This is a genomic window from Rhizobium sp. FKY42, assembly GCF_005222835.1.
Classification (GTDB): domain Bacteria; phylum Pseudomonadota; class Alphaproteobacteria; order Rhizobiales; family Rhizobiaceae; genus Neorhizobium.
Genome location: NZ_STGA01000044.1, coordinates 58995 through 77951 on the forward strand (window position 1 = coordinate 58995; position 18957 = coordinate 77951).

The 18957-nt window shown below is 57.3% G+C and carries 17 protein-coding genes and 2 pseudogenes; 9 read left to right on the plus strand and 10 right to left on the minus strand.

Annotation, left to right across the window (positions count from 1 at the left end):
- The first annotated feature begins 121 nt into the window (after window positions 1-121).
- The gene (locus E8M78_RS16495) at window positions 122-1054 is read left to right on the plus strand and encodes a ribose-phosphate pyrophosphokinase (RefSeq protein WP_062554002.1); all 933 of its coding nucleotides are present in this window, start codon (window positions 122-124) and stop codon (window positions 1052-1054) included.
- Between the two features lie 80 nt (window positions 1055-1134).
- Here E8M78_RS16495 and E8M78_RS16500 read toward each other — a convergent pair.
- A pseudogene (locus E8M78_RS16500) lies at window positions 1135-1644 on the minus strand (EAL domain-containing protein); the annotation flags it as partial.
- A 509-nt stretch (window positions 1645-2153) separates the two neighbouring features.
- Between E8M78_RS16500 and E8M78_RS16505 the strand changes: the two are divergent.
- The 4 genes from E8M78_RS16505 to pth all read left to right on the plus strand — a co-directional run bounded on the left by E8M78_RS16505 (window position 2154) and on the right by pth (window position 6980).
- On the plus strand, window positions 2154-2741 hold the full coding sequence (locus E8M78_RS16505) for a 50S ribosomal protein L25/general stress protein Ctc (RefSeq protein ID WP_137136085.1): 588 nt from the start codon (window positions 2154-2156) through the stop codon (window positions 2739-2741).
- Window positions 2742-2998: 257 nt separating this feature from the next.
- Window positions 2999-5374: an EAL domain-containing protein gene (locus tag E8M78_RS16510; protein WP_137136086.1), complete on the plus strand. Its 2376-nt coding sequence runs from the start codon at window positions 2999-3001 to the stop codon at window positions 5372-5374.
- A gap of 36 nt (window positions 5375-5410) precedes the next feature.
- Window positions 5411-6139, plus strand: a complete 729-nt coding sequence (locus tag E8M78_RS16515; RefSeq protein ID WP_246658366.1) for a transporter substrate-binding domain-containing protein — start codon at window positions 5411-5413, stop codon at window positions 6137-6139.
- Between the two features lie 109 nt (window positions 6140-6248).
- Entirely contained in the window at window positions 6249-6980 is a 732-nt protein-coding gene (gene pth / locus E8M78_RS16520) for an aminoacyl-tRNA hydrolase (protein ID WP_137136087.1), read from the plus strand.
- Between the two features lie 4 nt (window positions 6981-6984).
- Here pth and clpS read toward each other — a convergent pair whose 3' ends face one another.
- A complete protein-coding gene (gene clpS, locus E8M78_RS16525; RefSeq protein ID WP_062553996.1) occupies window positions 6985-7293 on the minus strand; it encodes an ATP-dependent Clp protease adapter ClpS in 309 nt (102 codons plus the stop codon).
- A 248-nt stretch (window positions 7294-7541) separates the two neighbouring features.
- Between clpS and ychF the strand changes: the two genes are divergently transcribed.
- Window positions 7542-8645 (plus strand): redox-regulated ATPase YchF, encoded by a 1104-nt coding sequence (ychF, locus tag E8M78_RS16530; protein ID WP_137136088.1) that lies wholly within the window; start codon window positions 7542-7544, stop codon window positions 8643-8645.
- A gap of 71 nt (window positions 8646-8716) precedes the next feature.
- On the opposite strand, the gene E8M78_RS16535 is transcribed toward ychF, so the two are convergent.
- The gene (locus tag E8M78_RS16535; protein ID WP_137136089.1) at window positions 8717-9325 is read right to left on the minus strand and encodes a LysE/ArgO family amino acid transporter; all 609 of its coding nucleotides are present in this window, start codon (window positions 9323-9325) and stop codon (window positions 8717-8719) included.
- 93 nt (window positions 9326-9418) lie between these two features.
- Between E8M78_RS16535 and E8M78_RS16540 the strand changes: the two are divergent.
- Window positions 9419-10323: pseudogene (locus tag E8M78_RS16540) on the plus strand (LysR family transcriptional regulator ArgP).
- Here the strand turns inward: E8M78_RS16540 and E8M78_RS16545 are convergent.
- The gene (locus E8M78_RS16545; RefSeq protein ID WP_137136090.1) at window positions 10324-11403 is read right to left on the minus strand and encodes a hypothetical protein; all 1080 of its coding nucleotides are present in this window, start codon (window positions 11401-11403) and stop codon (window positions 10324-10326) included.
- A gap of 235 nt (window positions 11404-11638) precedes the next feature.
- Here E8M78_RS16545 and E8M78_RS16550 point away from each other — a divergent pair, with 235 nt between their 5' ends.
- Both E8M78_RS16550 and E8M78_RS16555 read left to right on the plus strand, forming a co-directional pair.
- Window positions 11639-12109: a MaoC family dehydratase gene (locus tag E8M78_RS16550; RefSeq protein WP_137136091.1), complete on the plus strand. Its 471-nt coding sequence runs from the start codon at window positions 11639-11641 to the stop codon at window positions 12107-12109.
- Window positions 12106-12573, plus strand: a complete 468-nt coding sequence (locus E8M78_RS16555) for a MaoC family dehydratase (protein ID WP_137136092.1) — start codon at window positions 12106-12108, stop codon at window positions 12571-12573. The genes E8M78_RS16550 and E8M78_RS16555 overlap by 4 nt, the downstream gene beginning before the upstream one ends.
- Window positions 12574-12584: 11 nt before the next feature.
- On the opposite strand, the gene E8M78_RS16560 is transcribed toward E8M78_RS16555, so the two are convergent.
- The 6 genes from E8M78_RS16560 to E8M78_RS16585 form a co-directional block, all read right to left on the minus strand.
- A complete protein-coding gene (locus E8M78_RS16560) occupies window positions 12585-13199 on the minus strand; it encodes a LysE family translocator (protein ID WP_137136093.1) in 615 nt (204 codons plus the stop codon).
- A gap of 62 nt (window positions 13200-13261) precedes the next feature.
- Entirely contained in the window at window positions 13262-13804 is a 543-nt protein-coding gene (locus tag E8M78_RS16565) for an adenine phosphoribosyltransferase (RefSeq protein ID WP_137136094.1), read from the minus strand.
- Between the two features lie 90 nt (window positions 13805-13894).
- Window positions 13895-14773: a cytochrome c1 gene (locus E8M78_RS16570; RefSeq protein WP_137136095.1), complete on the minus strand. Its 879-nt coding sequence runs from the start codon at window positions 14771-14773 to the stop codon at window positions 13895-13897.
- A 22-nt stretch (window positions 14774-14795) separates the two neighbouring features.
- A complete protein-coding gene (locus tag E8M78_RS16575) occupies window positions 14796-16067 on the minus strand; it encodes a cytochrome b N-terminal domain-containing protein (RefSeq protein ID WP_137136096.1) in 1272 nt (423 codons plus the stop codon).
- Window positions 16068-16078: 11 nt separating this feature from the next.
- Complete coding sequence (petA, locus tag E8M78_RS16580) at window positions 16079-16657, minus strand: ubiquinol-cytochrome c reductase iron-sulfur subunit (protein WP_137136097.1); 579 nt, start codon at window positions 16655-16657, stop codon at window positions 16079-16081.
- Between the two features lie 392 nt (window positions 16658-17049).
- Window positions 17050-18918 (minus strand): ABC transporter ATP-binding protein, encoded by a 1869-nt coding sequence (locus E8M78_RS16585; RefSeq protein WP_137136098.1) that lies wholly within the window; start codon window positions 18916-18918, stop codon window positions 17050-17052.
- Window positions 18919-18957 lie beyond the last annotated feature (39 nt).

Genomic DNA, 18957 nt, shown 5'->3' on the forward strand with positions numbered 1-18957 from the left:
GTAAATTTACCACCTCTAACACTGGTTACATAAAAATCCAGCCTCTGAAGCTGAACAGTCTTGCATTCGAGGCACGCCTCGGTAAAAGGCCCGCATCCAGCGTCAAAATAGGCGGACCCAAATGAAGGTTTTCGCAGGCAATTCGAACCGGCATCTGGCCGACGCGATCTGTTCTTACCTTAATGTACCTCTTGGAAGAGCCAGCGTACGGCGGTTTGCCGACCAGGAAATCTTCGTGGAGATCCAGGAAAATGTACGTGGTGAGGACGTTTTCGTCGTCCAGTCCACATCGTTTCCCGCAAACGACCACCTGATGGAACTGCTCATCATGATTGATGCGTTCCGTCGCTCCTCCGCACGGCGCATCACCGCAGTGCTGCCCTATTTCGGTTATGCCCGCCAGGACCGCAAGGCGGGTCCGCGCACGCCGATCTCGGCCAAGCTGGTCGCAAACCTGATCACGGAAGCCGGTGCGGACCGCGTTCTGACGCTTGATCTTCATGCGGGGCAGATCCAAGGCTTCTTCGATATCCCGACGGACAATCTTTACGCCGTGCCGATCCTGGCGCGTGACGTGAAGGAACACTATGACCTGAAGAACGTCATGGTCGTTTCGCCGGATGTCGGCGGTGTGGTTCGCGCCCGCTCGCTTGCGAAGCGCCTGGATTGCCAGCTGGCGATTGTCGACAAGCGCCGTGAGCGTGCTGGCGAATCCGAAGTCATGAATGTCATCGGTGACGTGACCGGCAAGGACTGTTTGCTGATCGACGATATCGTCGATTCCGGCGGCACCCTGTGCAACGCCGCCGAAGCACTGTTGAAGAACGGCGCAACCAGCGTTACCGCCTACATCACACATGGCGTTCTGTCGGGCGGCGCAGTCGCCCGCGTCAGTTCGTCGAAGCTGAAGGAACTGGTGATCACGGACTCCATTCAGCCGACGACGGCGGTCCAGTCCGCTCCCAATATCCGCGTCGTGACCACAGCCGGCCTGCTGGGCGAAGCCATCAACCGGACGGCGCTTGAAGAGTCGGTCTCCAGCCTGTTCGACTAATGTAATCACGACCCGATGTTAGCATCATTGGCCGCACGGCGCTTGAAGCACCGTGCGGCCAATGTGTTTATGGGCTCTCGTCAGGCCACGTGCGGCAGGGCATTTACATCCGCAAATTCTTCAACCGGATTGACCAGACCATTGATGCCGGAATGGGGCAAAGGCTTGCCGAAGAAGAAGCCCTGCATTTGCTCGCATCCCTCTTTGCGTAGAAAATCCGCGTGTTCAGCCGTCTCAACCCCTTCCGCCAGGACAGGGATGTTGAGGCTGTGCGCAAGAATGACCGTAGAGCGAACGATTGCTGCAGCCAGACGATCATGGTTGACCCGATCCACGAAGGAGCGATCGATCTTGATCTTGTCGAAAGGAAAGCTCATCAGGGTCGAAAGGGATGAATAGCCGGTGCCATAATCATCCATGGCGATCTTTACGCCGAGATCCTTCAACTGTCGGATGATGATCAGCGCCCGCTCCTGCTCCTCAATGAGGCCGGACTCAGTTATCTCCAGTTCAAGGCGATGCGGCGAAAGGCCAGTCTTTTCGAGCACCGTCGCGACCTTGAGCGGGAATTGCGGATCGGAGAGCTGCTGAACCGCAGCGATGCCCGGCAGATAACCAAGCATCGCGAGAAAATGGGTGGTCCATATCGCGCCTCCACTGACAAAGCCCGTCAGCAGGACCCATACCAGCCGTTCGCTGCGGCTGGATGCTTTAAACGAGCGTGCGAAAAGGCGCATGCTGAGGTAGGATCCGAAGATACAGACCAGGGCAACAGCCGCAACATAACGAAGGTCGTGATCCTGGATCAGGCAGGAGATTACATACAGCATTGAACCGACACACATTTTAACATTTTAAACATCTAATAAAATGTAAAAAGCTTTCGAGAGAAGGGTAACCGAATTATCATGTTATAATTCGTTGACTTGGGAGCGCACGGCCAGCGCTTGCACATTGAGGACATATCGTCTATAGCGCGGGCGTCCGCGTAGACACCCTTGGAGGCAACGCGGATGAAGCGCGTCGGACGATGCCCTTCAAATCCGGCAGGGACTGGTTCCCGGTCCGGGTTCTCCAATAACCTCGAAAAGGATATGCCATGAGCAACGCTACTTATGAGCTCAAGGCCGAGGCGCGCGATCGGGTTGGTAAGGGGTCCTCCCGCGAACTTCGCCGCAACGGTTTGATTCCTGCTGTCATCTATGGCGACAAGCAGGCCCCGATTTCTATCGCACTGTCCACGAACGAAGTAACCAAGCGTATCCACGCTGGCGGTTTCATGACCACCGTTGCTACGATCGATGTGAACGGCCAGAAGATCTCGGTTCTCCCGAAGGACTACCAGCTGGACCCGGTTCGCGATTTCACGATGCACGTCGACTTCCTGCGCGTTTCCGCAGACAGCCGCGTTACCGTTGAAGTCCCGGTTCACTTCATCAACGAAGACAAGTCCGCCATCAAGACCGGTGGTGTGCTGAACATCGTTCGCCACGAAGTCGAACTCGTATGCCCGGCAAACGACATTCCGGAATTCCTGACGGCTGACCTCACAGGTCTGCAGCTCGGCGATTCCATCCACATCTCCAACATCAAGCTTCCCAAGGGCGTAGAGCCGACGATCGACCGCGACTTCACCATCGCTTCCATCGTTGCTCCGGTTGCTGCAGAAGGCGAAGCTTCAGAATAAGCTTCATTATCAACTTCTGATTGATTTTAACCCGCCAGGCGACAGCCGGGCGGGTTTTTTGCTGTTTACCACCGCTTAAGGCTCTTGCGTCGAAACATTTCCAAAATCGCAATACTGCACGTTAAGGTGACGCTTGATCGTGCCATCATTGAACGGGATTCGCCCGGTTTCAGTGAAATTTAAAGAATACATGCCACGGTCCGGGAAGCTTACGTCGAGATCCGGCGACACTGCTGGAACGCGCGAGGGAGAAACTGATGACACGATCTGTCGAAAGCCGCTTCATTGCGATCATTTCTGCAGCTCTGGTCATCGTTGTTGCTCCGCTTTTCTCCCTGTTTCTTGCTTTGTCTTCCCAGCAGGCCAGCGAGAGCCAGCATGAGCGTATTCAGGTTCTGATCGGGGCCAATGCCCAGGCGCTTTCCAAACCGCTCTGGGATCTCGACATCGAGAGTATCCGCCAGATTACCGAGCAGCTTGTGGGCGAAGGTGCGATCCGCGTCGTTCAGGTCACTGACACGATCGGCAAATTCGATGTCACGGAAAGCAACCTTCGCGATAGCGGCGAAGATCTGGAGAAGATGTCGCGGCCTATCGTCTACCGTGCGCCCGACAGTATCCAGCGCATTGGCACCATCACCATCCATTATGATAGGGTTGGGCTGTTTTCGGCATTGAACCGGATGGAGATCACATTGATCTCCATATTCGCGGTCGCGATCCTGGTGGTATTCGCAGCGGCGATCGTGGGCAACCGGCTCATGGTCATAAGGCCCCTCCTCCGCCTGACGGCAGCAGTGGAGGCGACGCGTCGCCTTGGCTCGCGCCACCACGTCGACTGGCGCTCGAAGGACGAGATGGGCCGGTTGGCGAAAAGCTTCAATGAAATGCAGATCCAGCTGGACCGTGAGGAGCGGGAACTCAAGCGCGCCCACCAACAGACAACCGAGATCTACAATCTGACTCCGGCCATGCTCTTCTCGCTGGATGCCGATGGCATGATCTGGGCGGTCAGCGATTATTGGCTACTTGCTACAGGCTACAGCCGTCGCCATGTCCTGGGCCGGCACTTCGTTGATCTCATCATTCCGGAAGATCGCCGTACCTATCTCGACCGCGGGACAGGAACCAACGGCAGCAACGCCAGCCATGGCGTAACAGTACGTTTTCAATGTGCAGATGATCGCATCATCGACGTCTTGATCATGGAAACGCTCCTCAAGTCGACATCCGCCGAACTACCGACCTCTCTCAGCGTCATGACAGATGTCACAGAACTAAAGCAGTCTGAAATCCGCAACCATCATCAAGCCATCACCGATCACTTGACCGGCCTTCTAAACCGTCAGGGGTTCGAGATCGCGCTCGACGAAAAGATCGCCGAGGCCGACGAAAGCAAGACCGATGTCGCCTGCCTGTTCATTGATCTCGACCGATTCAAGTCGATCAACGATACGTTGGGACATGCGGCCGGAGACCGTGTGCTGTGCGAATTCGTGGAGCGTGTGTCTCCGCTGATCACCGCCGAAGATTGCGCCTCCCGTTTGGGCGGGGACGAATTTGCTCTTCTCATTACCGGCAAGGATGCAAAAGCGAGAGCATCGCGGATCTGTACGCAGGTCGTCGCGGCTTTCGACACCCCTTTCGAGCTCGACAGCGCCTCGGTGCGCCTTAGCGCCAGCATCGGCCTTGCGGTCTATCCGGAGCACGCCCAAAGCGCCGCAGAACTTCTTCAGCGGTCCGACATGGCCATGTACGCCCGCAAACGCGATGGCAAGAACGGCGCCAGCATCTATGATGAGGCAATACTGGATCGCACACGCCAGAGGGCCGAAATCGAGGCTGATATCGAGGCGGCACTCGCGAACAGCTGGTTCGAAGCGCATTTCCAGCCCATCGTCGATACGCGTACCCGCTCTACCATGGGCTTCGAGGCCCTGATGCGCCTGCGCCATCCCCGCAAAGGTTTGCAGTCTCCAGCCGCCATTGTCAGCGTTGCCGAAGAAACCGGCTCGATCGATAGGATTGGCAATGAGATCCTCGAGGATGCGCTGGAAAATCTCGCAAAGGTATGCCGCATACCAGGCATGGAACGCTGCTACGTGGCCGTGAACTTCTCGCCACTACAGTTCGAACACAGCCTGCCGACACGCATCGCAGCCCATGCGTCACGTTTCGGCCTCAGTCCCAGCCAGGTCGTGATAGAGATCACCGAAGCGGTTCTGATGCACGACAACCCGGAAATCCGTACAATCCTGGATCAGTTGCACAGTTTCGGCTGCCGCATCGCACTGGACGATTTCGGAACCGGCTATTCTTCGCTGAGCTATTTGAGCCGCTTCCCGGTCGACATCGTCAAGATCGACCAGTCCTTCGTGAAATCTCTCGGGACCGATGCAGTCGAGATCAAGCAGAAAAACCGCATGCTGATGGAAGGTATCACTGCCATCTCGCATAAGATGAACTGTATCGTGGTCGCCGAGGGAGTGGAAACAGAGGAGCAATTCACGCAGTTGCGCGCCATCGGCGTGGATTGCGCGCAGGGCTATCTCTTCTCCAAGCCCATGGCCGTACCGGATCTCATCACGAATCTGAACACAACCGCGAACTTGCTGGAATCTCGCATTGCATAAGCTTAAACTTTATTAGAGAATAAATTGGGGGTGAGTGTGGGACGACTTCTCCTGACAGGCATACTGGCGCTGATGGCATCGTCGGCGCACGCCGAGCATCTGACCTTCACCACGGAATCCTACCCCCCCTACAGCTTTCTTTCGTCGACCGGAAAACCATCCGGCGTCGGCGTCGATCTGGTGGATGCGATCATGCGCGCCAGCAGCGTGAAGGCCAGCTACACAATCGAAGTCATGCCTTGGGCCAGAGCTTTGGCGCTTGCGGAAACCTCCAAGAACTATTGCGTGTTTGCGGCCGCCCGCACTAAGGAACGCGAGAAGACCTTTCAGTGGGTGACCCCATTCTTCTCGGATATCAACTTGCTCGTTGCGCTCAAATCATCGCCTGTGGATGCCCGTACGATTGAGCAGGCAAGAAAATATACCGTCAGCACCCAGCGAGGCGATTATACGCAAGGACTGCTGAAGGAGAACGGGTTCGAGAAAATCGACATCAGCGCAAATTTCGAGACGTCGCTGGCAAAGCTGATGGCGGGCCGCATCGACCTGATCCCGATGTCGGAATCGGTCTACAACAAGCTGATCCGTGATGGTGCAGAATTGCGTCGTCTGATGATCTTCTCGGAGCAAAAGCTTGGTATTGCCTGTAATCGCCAGATCTCGCCCAACCTGATCGCCAGAATGCAGGCCGCTCTGGATACGCTGCGCTCCACCGGGGAGCAGGATCGTATCCTGCGCAAATACGGCCTCCAACCTCCTCGTTGAACTGCGCAGCCACATGTCTGCCCAACGTAGACCAGCCTGACGACATCGCTCTTGACTCTGCCGCCCTTTCGGGGTGGGAAGGCATTTGAGAGCAAGGGTCCGCACTATCATGATCATCATCGCAGGCTTGGGAAATCCAGGCAGTCAATATCGCGGCAATCGTCACAACATCGGCTTCATGGCCGTTGATGCAATCCAGCGGTTGCCTGGCTTTGGCTCCTGGTCGAAGAAGTTCAGGGCCGAGATTTCCGAAGGCGACATCGACGGCGAAAAGGTGCTGCTGATGAAGCCGCAGACCTTCATGAATCTCTCCGGTGAAGCCGTCGGTGAAGCCATGCGCTTCTACAAGCTCGGCCCCCAAAACATTGTCGCGGTCTACGACGAACTTGACCTTCCTCCCGGCAAGGCACGCATCAAGACGGGTGGCGGACACGGCGGACACAACGGCGTAAAATCGCTGGATGCCCATTGCGGCAAGGACTATCGACGCCTTCGGCTGGGCATAGGCCATCCCGGCTCAAAGGAATTGGTGCACAATCATGTTCTGGGCGACTTCGCCAAAGCAGATCAGGCCTGGCTTGAGACACTGCTCGATGCGATCGCCGCCAACATCGGCCATCTGGTGAAGGGTGAAGATTCGCAACTGATGAACAAGATCGCGCTGGCGACCGGCGATCAGAGTGCAGACGCGACGACAAAACCTGCAAAGGCGCCAAAGCCACCCAAGCCCGCCAGCCAGTCCCACATCCATCAGGCGCGAGGCAATCGCGGTCCTGCCCTTCCGGCGTCCGGCCCCATGGCAGACATGCTGAAAAAGATGTTCGGCCCGAAGGGGGAGTGAAGGTTCACTCCTCCGGTTCAGTGATGAACATCAGCGGAAACCCGGCCTCCTTGGCGAGATCTACCGCTTCCTTCGCCTTCGTCTCGGCAATATCCTTGGCGCAGACCACGACAACAGCAAGCCCCATGCGATGCGCCGTCATCATCACGCGATGTCCGGCCTCCGCACTCATTCGGAAAACCGACTTCAGCACGATCGTCACGAATTCGCGTGGCGTGTAATCGTCGTTCAGGAGAATGACCTTGTAGAGCTTGGGTCTCTCGAGCTTGGGCTTTGCCTTGGTCGTCGGCTTGACAGTCGTATTCTCACTCATGGCCGCGTTCCCAACGGGCTGACTTGTCGCTCACAAGCGATCAGCACGAATATTGATAGAAGGCAAGGTGCGCGACGGGTATCAACCCCGCGTAAAACCAGATCATAATGCCTGCAAAGGTCGCGGACAAGTCGCACAGCCCTTTGAGGACGGGATTTAAGCCTCTGCTCTGATCGCTTGCCCTTGACCCGATGGCCTTCTTCCCCCATAGCCGAGGCCAAATCGAAATCAACGACGGGTCAACCCTTATGGGCTTTAAATGCGGCATCGTCGGCCTGCCCAATGTCGGCAAGTCGACACTCTTCAACGCGCTGACGAAAACGGCTGCTGCACAGGCCGCCAACTATCCCTTCTGCACCATCGAACCCAATACGGGTGAAGTGGCCGTGCCGGATGCACGCATGCAGAAACTGGCTTCCATCGCAGGCTCGAAGGAAATTATCCCGACCCGCATTTCCTTCGTGGATATTGCCGGCCTGGTGCGCGGCGCCTCGAAGGGTGAAGGTCTCGGCAACAAGTTTCTGGCCAACATCCGCGAAGTGGATGCTGTGGTCCACGTCCTGCGTTGCTTCGAGGATGACGACATCACCCACGTCGAAGGCCGCATCAACCCGGTCGGTGATGCCGAAACCATCGAAACGGAGCTGATGCTGGCGGACCTCGAAAGCCTTGAGCGCCGCGTGGAACAGACCCGCAAGCGTGCGACCGGCAAGGACAAGGAATCGCTCGCGCAGCTTCCGGTCATGGAAGCCGTGATCAAGCTTCTCAATGAGGGTAAACCGGCTCGCTTGCTGCTGAAGACACTGGGAACAGATGAGATTGCCGTTCTCAAGGGTCTCAACCTGCTAACCTCCCATCCGGTTCTCTATGTTTGCAACGTCGCGGAAGCAGATGCCGCCACGGGTAACAAGCATACCGAAGCGGTTGCTGCCATGGCGAAGGAACAGGGCGCAGAATGCGTCATCATTTCCGCTGCCATCGAAGCCGAAGTCGCTCAACTGCCGGAAGAGGAAGCCACGGAATTCCTCTCCGCGCTTGGCCTTGACGAAGCGGGCCTCGATCGTTTGATCCGCGCTGGCTACCACCTGCTCGATCTGATCACCTACTTCACCGTTGGCCCGAAGGAAACGCGTGCCTGGACCATCGTTCGCGGCACCAAGGCGCCACAGGCAGCAGGCGTCATCCACTCGGATTTCGAACGCGGCTTCATCCGCGCCTTCACCATTTCCTATGACGACTACATCGCCTTCAAGGGCGAAGTCGGTGCCAAGGAAGCGGGTAAGGGCCGCGATGAAGGCAAGGAATATGTCGTGAACGACGGCGACGTCATCCATTTCCGCTTCAATACCTGATCAGGGCAACCTTCACTCGACACAGGCCGCCGCTGCACCCGCACCGGCGGCCTTTTCGTTTTCCGGCAGTCTCAAATCTCGAGCAGCAGCGTCATGGCAATCGCCCACATGATGAGGGCAATGCAAGTGTCGAGAACGCGCCACGCCAGAGGGCGTGCAAAAAGCGGCCTCAAAAACGTTGCGCCGTAAGCAAGCGAGAAGAAGAAGGCCAGTGAAGCCGTCGAGGCACCCGCGGCAAATATCAGTTCTTCGCCCGGAAACCGCGTCGAAAGCGTTCCCACCAGCACGACCGTATCCAGATAGACATGCGGATTAAGCCAGGTGAAGGCAAGACAGGTGGAGATCACCGTCGAAAACGGCAGTCCGGCGCCCTCCTCAATCACGAGGCTGGCAGCTCCCGTCACGGCTGAACGGAGACTGCGCGCGCCATACCACAGCAGAAACGCCGCTCCCGCATAGCGCATGACGGGATCAATCCATGGTGCAGACGCAAGGATTTGCTGAAAACCGCTCACACCGAAGAAAATGAGCAATGCATCGGAAAGTGCGCAGGTCAGGGCAACGGCCAGAACGTGCTCGTTTCGCAAACCTTGCCGCAGCACGAAGGCATTCTGAGCCCCAATCGCGACAATGAGGCTAAATCCGATACTGAAACCAGTCGTATAGGCCGTTGAGATCACACCATTACCTCAGATTGAATGGTATGGAATTAAGCGAACAAACGAGTTAAGTAAAACGAAGGATACTAAAGAAACTTAAGGAAAACTAATTCAATGCTGGACTATGGCAGCTTGCAGGCGGTGGCAATGGTGGTGCGCACCGGCAGCTTCGAGAAGGCCGCCCAGCAGCTCTCCGTCACGCCCTCTGCGGTTTCCCAGCGGGTGAAAGCGCTAGAAGAGCGGATGGGCACTATCCTGATTGTTCGCGGCCAGCCATGCACGGCAACCAGCGAGGGCGAGCTGGTCTGTCGCCATGTGGAACAGGTTTTGATGCTGGAGCAAGAGCTTTCCAGCACCCTCCCTGCCCTGCCTTCCAAACGCGACATTCAGGACCGGGTCACCATTCCGCTGGCGGTCAATTCAGACAGTCTCGCAACCTGGTTTCTCAGCGCCGCCGCCACCGCCAGTTCCAGTACGGGCTATCTGTTCGATGTTATCGTGGATGATCAGGATCATACGACGGAAATCCTGAAAGCAGGCCGAGCTATCGGTGCAGTCACGGCGCAGCCGGAACCTGTTCCGGGGTTCAGGACCTATCCGCTCGGTTCGATGACCTATCTTGCGACCGCATCCCCGCATTCCGGCAGAGATATTTCAGTAACGGACTGACAAAGGATGCGCTGCAGAAAGCGCCGGGTATTGTCTTCAATCGTAAAGACAGACTGCAGGACATCTGGGCTCGCAAGGTCACCGGCCAACACTTTACTTTTCCCAACCACTGGCTTCCTTCCAGCCACGCCTTCATCAATGCCTGCCAGCTGGGACTGGGATGGGGCATGAGCCCGCTTCATCTTTTGGCCCCTCATCTCGCCAACGGCACACTTGTGGATCTGGCACCCGAATATCCTGTCGAAGTTACGCTGTACTGGCAGATCAAATCCTCCGCCGCGGGACAGCTGAGAGCACTGACTGAGACAATCACTGCCTGTGCCAGAGCGACCATGAATGGAGCTGGATAATCACGCCACAGGCGGCAGGCGATCCGCCATGGCGCGCGGCACCAGTTCCAGAACTCGGCTTCGCAAAAAGCGCCAGCCAACGCCCACCAGAAGCACGACGATACCAACGAATGCAAGCGCCATGAAGACGATGAGATCGCCGGTCAGTTGTTGATCCCTCAAAAGGCCTGCGACCGCCACAATCAACGCCACCAGACCTGACGTTGCAAAGGCGCGGCGATCAATGATGATACCCATCAACATGAGGCAAGACACCACGCAAATGACAGGAAGCGCCAGTTCACCCTGCCATGTGTCCGGCGTAATGCGCAGAGCACCTGTCCGCAGATAGACCACGAAGGATAGTACTGCATAGAGCAATGCAGGCGCGGTCATCAGATGCAGCCAGAAGGCAATATCCGCACTGCGGGAAGCCCGATAGCGATCCGCCAGGTCGAAACGCATGGCAATCGCAAACAGCCCCCCCGCCGAGATCAACAGGATGCAGACGAGCGTGAAGGGATAGCCTGTGATGAAATGCTCAACGCCGAGAAGCCGTTCCAGAAGGGCAAACACCAGCATCATGATCAGGCCTAAGCATGAGGTGATGAACAGCGCGACCGCAAGCGGCACGCGGTAGCGCAGCGCATACAGCCCGAGCACGGCCGGAAACGCGGCAAGATAGGCAGCAAGGCCGAGGGATGTATCCGCATCGACATAATCATCGAGCATCACCATGCCTGAAACCCAGGTGACAACCACCGTCGAGATGGTCAACACCACGGCAGGCAGCGCCAGACGCTGGCGGGCAACCAGTATTTCAGAAAGCAAGATGATCGCCGGCGTGATGACGAAGATATTGCCGAGCCCCCACAATCCGGCAAACAGAATGAGGATACCGATGCTGATCAGGACGTCATGAAAACCCCGTAAGAAGCGCGGAGCCTCCGTATCGGGCGGGCTTTCAAGCAGACCTTGCGCCTGGGAAGGCTGCGGTAGCGAAAGAGCCTCAGCCAAATGGCGTTCAAGGTCTTGAACGTGAGCCGGACTGACCAGCCCCTTGGCCACAGCGCCCTGTAGCGCAGAACTCAGCGTGCTCATAATTTCGCTTACCCTCGGGTTTCATCGGGTGTAGCCCGGCCAATATCACCTGCATAATCTGCCGTGCCTGCCATTGTCCATGCGCGCAAACGACCTATCCCTTCGTAAGAATCTTCGAATTCACGTAAACTTTGCCGCAAATCTGAAAATCAATTACCCCGTGCACTCACCATGGACCCGATGAAAAAATCATTGCATAACATGCCCCCGCCCAGTTTCAGGAAGGAACCCAAGCATGACTGATGGGAAGCTTCACTTCGAAGACTTCACCCCGGAGCGCGCATTTCCGCTCGGGCCGCTTACGGTCAGCGCTGAAGAGATCATCGAATTCGCTTCCGAATACGATCCGCAACCAATGCATCTTTCCGAGGAAGCCGGCAAGGCGAGCATTCTAGGCGGCCTGGCGGCTTCCGGCTGGCATACGTCCGCGCTGCACATGCGCATGACAATCGACAGCTTTCTGATCAACTCCACCTGCGAAGGTGCGCCAGGCGTCGACTTCATGGACTGGAAAAAGCCGGTTCTGGCAGGCGATACCCTCTCCGGACAGGCGGTGGTTCTGGAAGCAAGAACACTCCGCTCGAAGCCCGGCATCGGCTTGATCCGCATGCGAAGCGAAGTTGACAACCAGCACGGCGAAACCGTCTGCGTGCTGGAGCAGGCAATCATGTTCCGCATGCGTGATACGCAGGAGACCGCACAATGAGAATGGAAGAATTGAACGCGGTCGGAACACGCCTGAACCTCGGCACGATGGCATTTACCGCTGAAAACATCATCGAGTTCGCACGGAAGTTCGATCCGCAACCATTCCATATGGATGCCGAGGCCGCCAAGGATTTCGTGTTTGGTGCCCTCTGCGCATCTGGTTGGCAAAGCGCGGCAGGCTGGATGAAAACCTTTCTGGCCTACTGGACCAAGGAATGCATCCGATTGCACAAGCAGGGGATCGCCCCGCCCAAGCTTGGCCCCTCGCCCGGCTTTCGCAAGCTCCAGTGGCTTAAGCCGGTCTATGCCGGCGACCGGATTACCTACTATACAACGCTGCTCAACAGCCGCGAACTGGCCTCACGCCCCGGCGTCTGGCTGAACTCGACCCTGAATGAAGGCGTCAACCAGAACGGCGAAACCGTCATTCGCTTCGAAAGCAGCGTTCTGGAATTCACCTGAGGAGCACGATTTCAACGGGACACAATCACCGTGGCCCCGGCTCCCATCATCAAAGCGCCTGTGCCTCGGTTGAGACGGCGCAGGACCACCGGATTGCGCAGTAATCCGCGTGTACGCACGGCCAGCAGAATGTGCCCGCCAATCACAACGGCCTCGACGATCAGGATTGCCGCCGCCAGCAGACTGAAATCGCCGAGCGAGAGATGAGTATCAACGACGTTTGGCAGCAGAGCGATGTAGAACAGCGGCATCTTGGGGTTTCCAAGATTGAGAAACACCCCCGCCAGATAACCGCGCCATAATTCGCCGTGACCCGGCAGTTCCCGCGCCTCTGGCAGCCGCACGGGCGCTGTCCACAGCCGAAAACCCATCCAGATGAGATAGGCGGCGCCGAGATAGCGCAAGCTCACCATGGCCCAACCCATCTCGGTAGCGAAGGCAGATAGGCCGAAGGCGGCAAGCGTGAGAAAGATGAGGATACCCGTAACAGTTCCCAATCCATAGGCGAGCCCGGATGCCGCTCCCTGATGCAGTGTCCGGGCCAGAATAGTCATATTGTCCGGACCGGGACTCGCGGCAAAGACGAAGAACGCAAGTGCGAAGGCAAGCAATGCGGCGAATTCCATCTGCCTCTCCTCTGGAGATCAAGGTCACTCCAATTGCAGCAGAGCAGAGGGTGTGCCTACCGTCAATGCCCGTCGAAGGACACGAGCGTGCGAACCTCGACGCCAAGCGCCTCCAGCTTCTTGCGCCCACCCAGTTCCGGCAAGTCAATGACGAAACAGGCGGAAACCACCTCGGCCCCCAACTGACGCAGCAGTTTCACAGCGCCTTCGGCAGTGCCGCCCGTCGCGATCAAATCGTCGCAGAGAATGACCTTGTCCCCCGGCTTCACCGCATCGACATGCATTTCCATCTCGTCCACGCCGTATTCGAGGCTATAGGCCACGCGAACGGTTGTGTGCGGCAGCTTGCCCTTCTTGCGGATTGGAACGAAGCCTGCCGAAAGCTGATGCGCCATGGCACCGCCGAGAATGAACCCGCGCGCCTCGATACCCGCGATCTGGTCGACAGCCAGATCCGCATAGGGACGCACCAACTCATCGACTGCGCTTCGAAACGCTGCAGCATCCCCAAGCAGCGTCGTGATATCGCGGAAGATGATTCCCGGCTTCGGATAATCGTGAATGGCGCGGATCGAGGCAGCAAGGGTCTGTGGGATATCAGCCATGGGATTCAAACGTCCAGAAGGGTGAACAGGGATGCCGCCAATAAAAAAAGGCGGCCGAAGCCGCCTTTCTAGAGAATATGAGCGCTGGGCTCAATGTTCCTTGTTTGCATAAACCGACTTCTTCGTCAGGTACACCAGGATCGTGAAGATCGCCAGGAACACCATGACCATGAAGCCTGTGCGCTTGCGGTCTTCGAGATGCGGCTCCGCAGCCCACATCAGGAAAGCAGAAACGTCCTTGGCATACTGGTCCAGCGTCTGCGGCGAACCGTCGTCATAGGTTACCTGACCATCCGAAAGCGGAGATGCCATAGCCAAGGCAACTGCACTGCCGAAATAGGGGTTGAAATGTGTACCGGTCGGCACTTCAACACCCTGCGGCGGTTCCTGGTAACCGGTCAGCAGCGAGTAGATATAGTCCGGGCCGCCTTCCTGATACTGCGTGAAGATATCAGCCACGAACAGCGGAAAACCACGGGTTACACCGCGGGCCTTCGCGATTAGCGAAAAGTCCGGAGGCGCGGCGCCGCCATTGGCTGCCGCGGCAGCCTGGCTGTTCGGGAATGGAGACGGGAAGTAATCGGACGGAACCGCTTTGCGGGTGAACATTTCACCTTCATCATTCGGTCCGTCCTGCACCTCGTATTCAGAAGCGAAGGCCTTTACCTGCGCATCCGAATAGCCAAGATCCTTGAGCGTGCGGAATGACACCAGCTTCATCGAATGACAGGCTGCGCACACTTCCTTGTAGATCTTGAGGCCGCGCTGAAGCTGCCCCTTGTCATACTTACCGAACGGACCGGCAAATGACCAATCCACATTCTTCGGCTTCAGGACGGGGAAATGCCCCCCCTGAATTGCGTGCTGCGTTGCTTCCGCCAGACCGTGTCCCTCTTCGGCCCGTGCCGAAGAGGTGCCAAAGGCTGCCAGAGAGGCGACCAGAGCGAGGCTCGTTACAAGCTTTTTCATTATCATTGTCCTCTCTCTCGTCTCAGGCCTGAGCCGCCGCAGGTTTACCCTGCTTCTCGAGAACCGCTTCGGTAATCGAGTTTGGAATTCTGCGCGGCGTTTCGATGAGGCCAAGAAGAGGCATGATGATAAGGAAGAAGCCGAAGTAATAGGCCGTTCCGATCTGCGAGAACACAACATACAGGCCTTCTGCCGGCATGGCGCCCAGCCAGCCAAGCATGATGGAATTGGCCACGAAGATCCAGAAGAAAAGCTTGTACCACGGACGATACACAGCAGAGCGGACCTTGGACGTATCCAGCCATGGCAGGAAGAACAGCACAATGATCGCACCGAACATCACCAAAACGCCACCCAGCTTGGAATCGATCGGACCGACGTTGAAAGTGATCGCACGCAGCATGGCGTAGAACGGCAGGAAGTACCATTCCGGAACGATATGTGCCGGGGTCTTCAGCGCATCCGCCATGATGTAGTTATCCGGGTGGCCCAGATAGTTCGGCATGTAGAAGACGAACCAGGCATAAACCATCAGGAATACGGACAGGCCGAGCGCATCCTTCAACGTCGCATAGGGCGTGAAGGGCACCGTATCGGTTTTGGTCTTGACCTCAACGCCCGTCGGGTTGGTCTGGCCCGTCACATGCAGCGCCCAGACGTGCAGGATGACGACACCCGCGATCATGAACGGCAGCAGGTAATGCAGGGCAAAGAAACGGTTCAGCGTCGGCTGATCAACGGCAAAGCCGCCGAGCAGGAACTGCTGGATCCACTCGCCCACCAGCGGGAAGGCCGTGAAGAAACCGGTGATGACCGTTGCACCCCAGAAAGACATCTGGCCCCAGGGCAGAACATAGCCCATGAAGGCGGTTGCCATCATCAGCAGGAAGATCACCACGCCCAAAATCCAGAGGATTTCGCGCGGCGCCTTGTAGGAACCGTAATACAGACCGCGTGCAATGTGCAGATAAACTGCAATGAAGAAGAACGAGGCACCGTTGGCATGCATGTAGCGCAGCAGCCAGCCGTGGTTCACGTCGCGCATGATCTTTTCGACGGAATTGAAGGCAACGGTGACTTCCGCCGCATAATGCATGGCCAGAACCACACCGGTCAGGATCTGCACCACCAGCATGACAGCCAGCATGCCACCGAAGGTGTAGGCATAGTTCAAGTTGCGCGGAACCGGATAGGCGACGAAGCTGTCATACACCAGACGCGGCAGGGGAAGCCGCGCGTCGATCCATTTTTCGACAGCCGTCGATGGTTGATAGTTGGAATGCCCACCACTCATGTCGTGTCCCCTCACCCGATCCGGATCACAGTATCGGAAGCAAATGTAAATGTCGGAATTGCAAGGTTCTGCGGGGCTGGACCCTTGCGAATACGGCCCGCCGTATCATAGTGCGAGCCATGGCAGGGACAGAACCAGCCGCCGAAATCACCGGCCTGACCGAGCGGAACGCAACCTAGATGGGTGCAGGAACCGATCATGACGATCCAGTTTTCCTTATCCTTGCCCGCGGAACGGTCCAGATCCGTTGCCTTGGCATCGGCCGCAAGGTTGGCGTTGCGCGCAACCGGATCCTTGAGGTCCGCCAGAGCCACGGCCTTGGCTTCCTCAACTTCCTTCGGCGTGCGATTGCGGATGAAAATGGGCTTGCCGCGCCACTTCACCGTCAGCGACATGCCCGGCTGGACGCTGGCCACATTCACCTCGATGGAGGCGAGCGCAAGCGTCGAAGCATCAGGCCGCATCTGATCGATAAAGGGCCATGCAACCGCAACGGCACCAACCGCACCCGCCATACCTGTTGTCAAATAAAGGAAATCACGGCGTGTGGGCTCGCCCACGGTGCCGCTATTCGTGTCGTGCTCGCTCACGTTCAACCCATCCTCTGCGCAGAAATGTACTGAATTTGCATTGCCCCTCACCCTTGCGAGTCCAATTCGGACACAATTGGTCGCTATTCTCCCCGAAATTTGTCTAAGCGTGATCGGAGGATATGTCCAGCCTCCCCTCTCAGCTATAGGCAGATTGTCGCGCCCAGATGGCGCAACGCAACACCGCTCCCCCCTGGAACGATGGTCACGGCACGCCCTGTCCCGGACCTTATCAACTCTCACTAGCATGATTCGCTGGAACGGGGCTGTGCGCCAGTGAGATAGAATGTCGCACATCTTGCGAATGTCAGGTTTTACACCCATAAAGGCGGCCCGCATACCACACTTGATATAAATCAAGTCGAGATGGCGCTCCCCAAAGAGTGTATGCTTCAGTTCGGACCCGGCTCAGCCGCAATGAAGCCGCCGGATTGCCGCGCCCATAGTTCCGCGTAGAGACCGCCGCTTGCAATGAGTTCCGCATGCGTGCCTTGCTCCGCGATGCGGCCTTGGTCCATCACAATCAGCCGGTCGAGAGCAGCAATCGTGGACAGGCGATGGGCGATGGCAAGCACCGTCTTGCCCTGCATCAGCGCATCGAGATGCGCCTGAATGGCCGCTTCCACTTCCGAATCGAGCGCGGATGTCGCCTCGTCCAGAACGAGGATAGGGGCATTTTTCAGCATGACGCGCGCAATGGCGATGCGCTGGCGTTGGCCACCGGAAAGCTTCACACCGCGCTCTCCCACATGCGCATCGAAGCCGGTACGGCCGCGCTGATCCTGAAGCTTCTCGATAAAATCATAGGCTTCGGCGCGTTTTGCCGCCTGCACCAGCAGCGCTTGATCGGCATCCGGACGTCCGAACAAGATGTTGTCGCGGACGGAACGATGCAGAAGCGACGTATCCTGGGTGACCATGCCGATCTGGGCGCGCAGGCTCTCCTGCCGGACCTTGGAGATATCCTGCCCGTCGATGAGGATGCGCCCGCCTTCGACGTCGTAGAAGCGCAGAAGCAGATTGACCAGCGTGGACTTTCCAGCACCCGAACGCCCAATAATGCCCACCTTTTCCCCAGGGCGTATCGTCAGATTGAGATTTTCGAGCACGCCTGTTCCACGGCCATAGTGGAAGCTGACATCTTCGAAACGGATTTCCGGCTCGCGCACCACGAGCGTCGGAGCGTTTGGCGGATCCGCGAGATCGATTGGCTGAGAAATCAGGTCGGCTGCATTCTGCACGGTACCGTAGTTTCGCATGATGCCGTTGAACTGCGTCATCAGGCGCCCCAGCAGAAAGTTCAACCGAAGCACCAGTGCAAGCGTGAAGGCCACGGCACCGGAACTGATCCGCCCATCCAGCCAGAGATGAATGCACAGTGCGGCCATGCTGGTGATCATCACGCCCGAAAGCAGCGCCATAGACGCGCGCACGCCGGTAATGAACCGCGTGAACATCAGCGTCGTGTTCTGGAAGACCTCGAAGCCCTCGCGCATATAGCGATCATTGGCTTCGTCTCGCCCGAACAGGCGTAGCGTCTGGATATTGCTATAGGCATCGACCATGCGCCCGCTCAGCATGGACGAAGCTTCTGCCGTCTCGCGCGAATGGAAGCGGATGCGCGGCACGAAATAACGCGCAAGCATCGAGAAAATGCCAACCCAGACCAGCACGATAACCGCCAGACGCCAGTCGAGACCGCCGACAAGCGTCAGCATTGAGACCGAATAAATGCCGACGAACCAGACACTTTCCATGAGGGAGGTGACAAGATCACCCGTCGCCTGCCCACCGGACCAGACCTTGGTGACGATACGCCCTGCAAAATCATTCTGGAAAAACGAAAGCGATTGGCGAGCCACATGCTGGTAACTCTGCCAGCGCACGAGATTGTAGAAGCCGGGTGTTATGATCTGCTGGTCCACCAGTGCATTGGCCATGGCCACAAGAAAGCGCACCACCGCAATCAGAACCAGCATGCCAGCCAGTTCCCAGCCATGCGCGGCCAGAAGACCGGCCCATCCGGCGGCTCGATCCGTTCCCGCCAGAATATCAACTAGCCGGCCGACAAACCAAAAGAGTGCCGCCTCAATGGCGGCGGTCATTCCGCCCAGCACGAGCATGGCGATAAAGGGCGATTTGGCTTGGCGGATGTAGAACCAGATGAAAGCAATCGTACCGGATGGCGGACGCAGATTGTCCTTGTGTGCGAAGGGATCCAGCCAGGTCTCGAAACGGCGTGCGATGGATGAAAATATCATGGAACCCGATATAGGCGGATTCCACGACGAGGCAAAGTT

What these genes read in the sequence shown, in the direction of transcription:
- E8M78_RS16555 (WP_137136092.1), top strand. Translation starts at nt 12,106, where the DNA reads ATGAGAATGGAAGAATTGAACGCGGTCGGAACACGCCTGAACCTCGGC.
- E8M78_RS16560 (WP_137136093.1), bottom strand. Translation starts at nt 13,199, where the DNA reads ATGGAATTCGCCGCATTGCTTGCCTTCGCACTTGCGTTCTTCGTCTTT.
- E8M78_RS16570 (WP_137136095.1), bottom strand. Translation starts at nt 14,773, where the DNA reads ATGAAAAAGCTTGTAACGAGCCTCGCTCTGGTCGCCTCTCTGGCAGCC.
- ychF (WP_137136088.1), top strand. Translation starts at nt 7,542, where the DNA reads ATGGGCTTTAAATGCGGCATCGTCGGCCTGCCCAATGTCGGCAAGTCG.
- E8M78_RS16495 (WP_062554002.1), top strand. Translation starts at nt 122, where the DNA reads ATGAAGGTTTTCGCAGGCAATTCGAACCGGCATCTGGCCGACGCGATC.
- E8M78_RS16575 (WP_137136096.1), bottom strand. Translation starts at nt 16,067, where the DNA reads ATGAGTGGTGGGCATTCCAACTATCAACCATCGACGGCTGTCGAAAAA.
- E8M78_RS16545 (WP_137136090.1), bottom strand. Translation starts at nt 11,403, where the DNA reads ATGAGCACGCTGAGTTCTGCGCTACAGGGCGCTGTGGCCAAGGGGCTG.
- E8M78_RS16565 (WP_137136094.1), bottom strand. Translation starts at nt 13,804, where the DNA reads ATGGCTGATATCCCACAGACCCTTGCTGCCTCGATCCGCGCCATTCAC.
- pth (WP_137136087.1), top strand. Translation starts at nt 6,249, where the DNA reads ATGATCATCATCGCAGGCTTGGGAAATCCAGGCAGTCAATATCGCGGC.
- E8M78_RS16510 (WP_137136086.1), top strand. Translation starts at nt 2,999, where the DNA reads ATGACACGATCTGTCGAAAGCCGCTTCATTGCGATCATTTCTGCAGCT.
- E8M78_RS16585 (WP_137136098.1), bottom strand. Translation starts at nt 18,918, where the DNA reads ATGATATTTTCATCCATCGCACGCCGTTTCGAGACCTGGCTGGATCCC.
- E8M78_RS16550 (WP_137136091.1), top strand. Translation starts at nt 11,639, where the DNA reads ATGACTGATGGGAAGCTTCACTTCGAAGACTTCACCCCGGAGCGCGCA.
- clpS (WP_062553996.1), bottom strand. Translation starts at nt 7,293, where the DNA reads ATGAGTGAGAATACGACTGTCAAGCCGACGACCAAGGCAAAGCCCAAG.
- E8M78_RS16505 (WP_137136085.1), top strand. Translation starts at nt 2,154, where the DNA reads ATGAGCAACGCTACTTATGAGCTCAAGGCCGAGGCGCGCGATCGGGTT.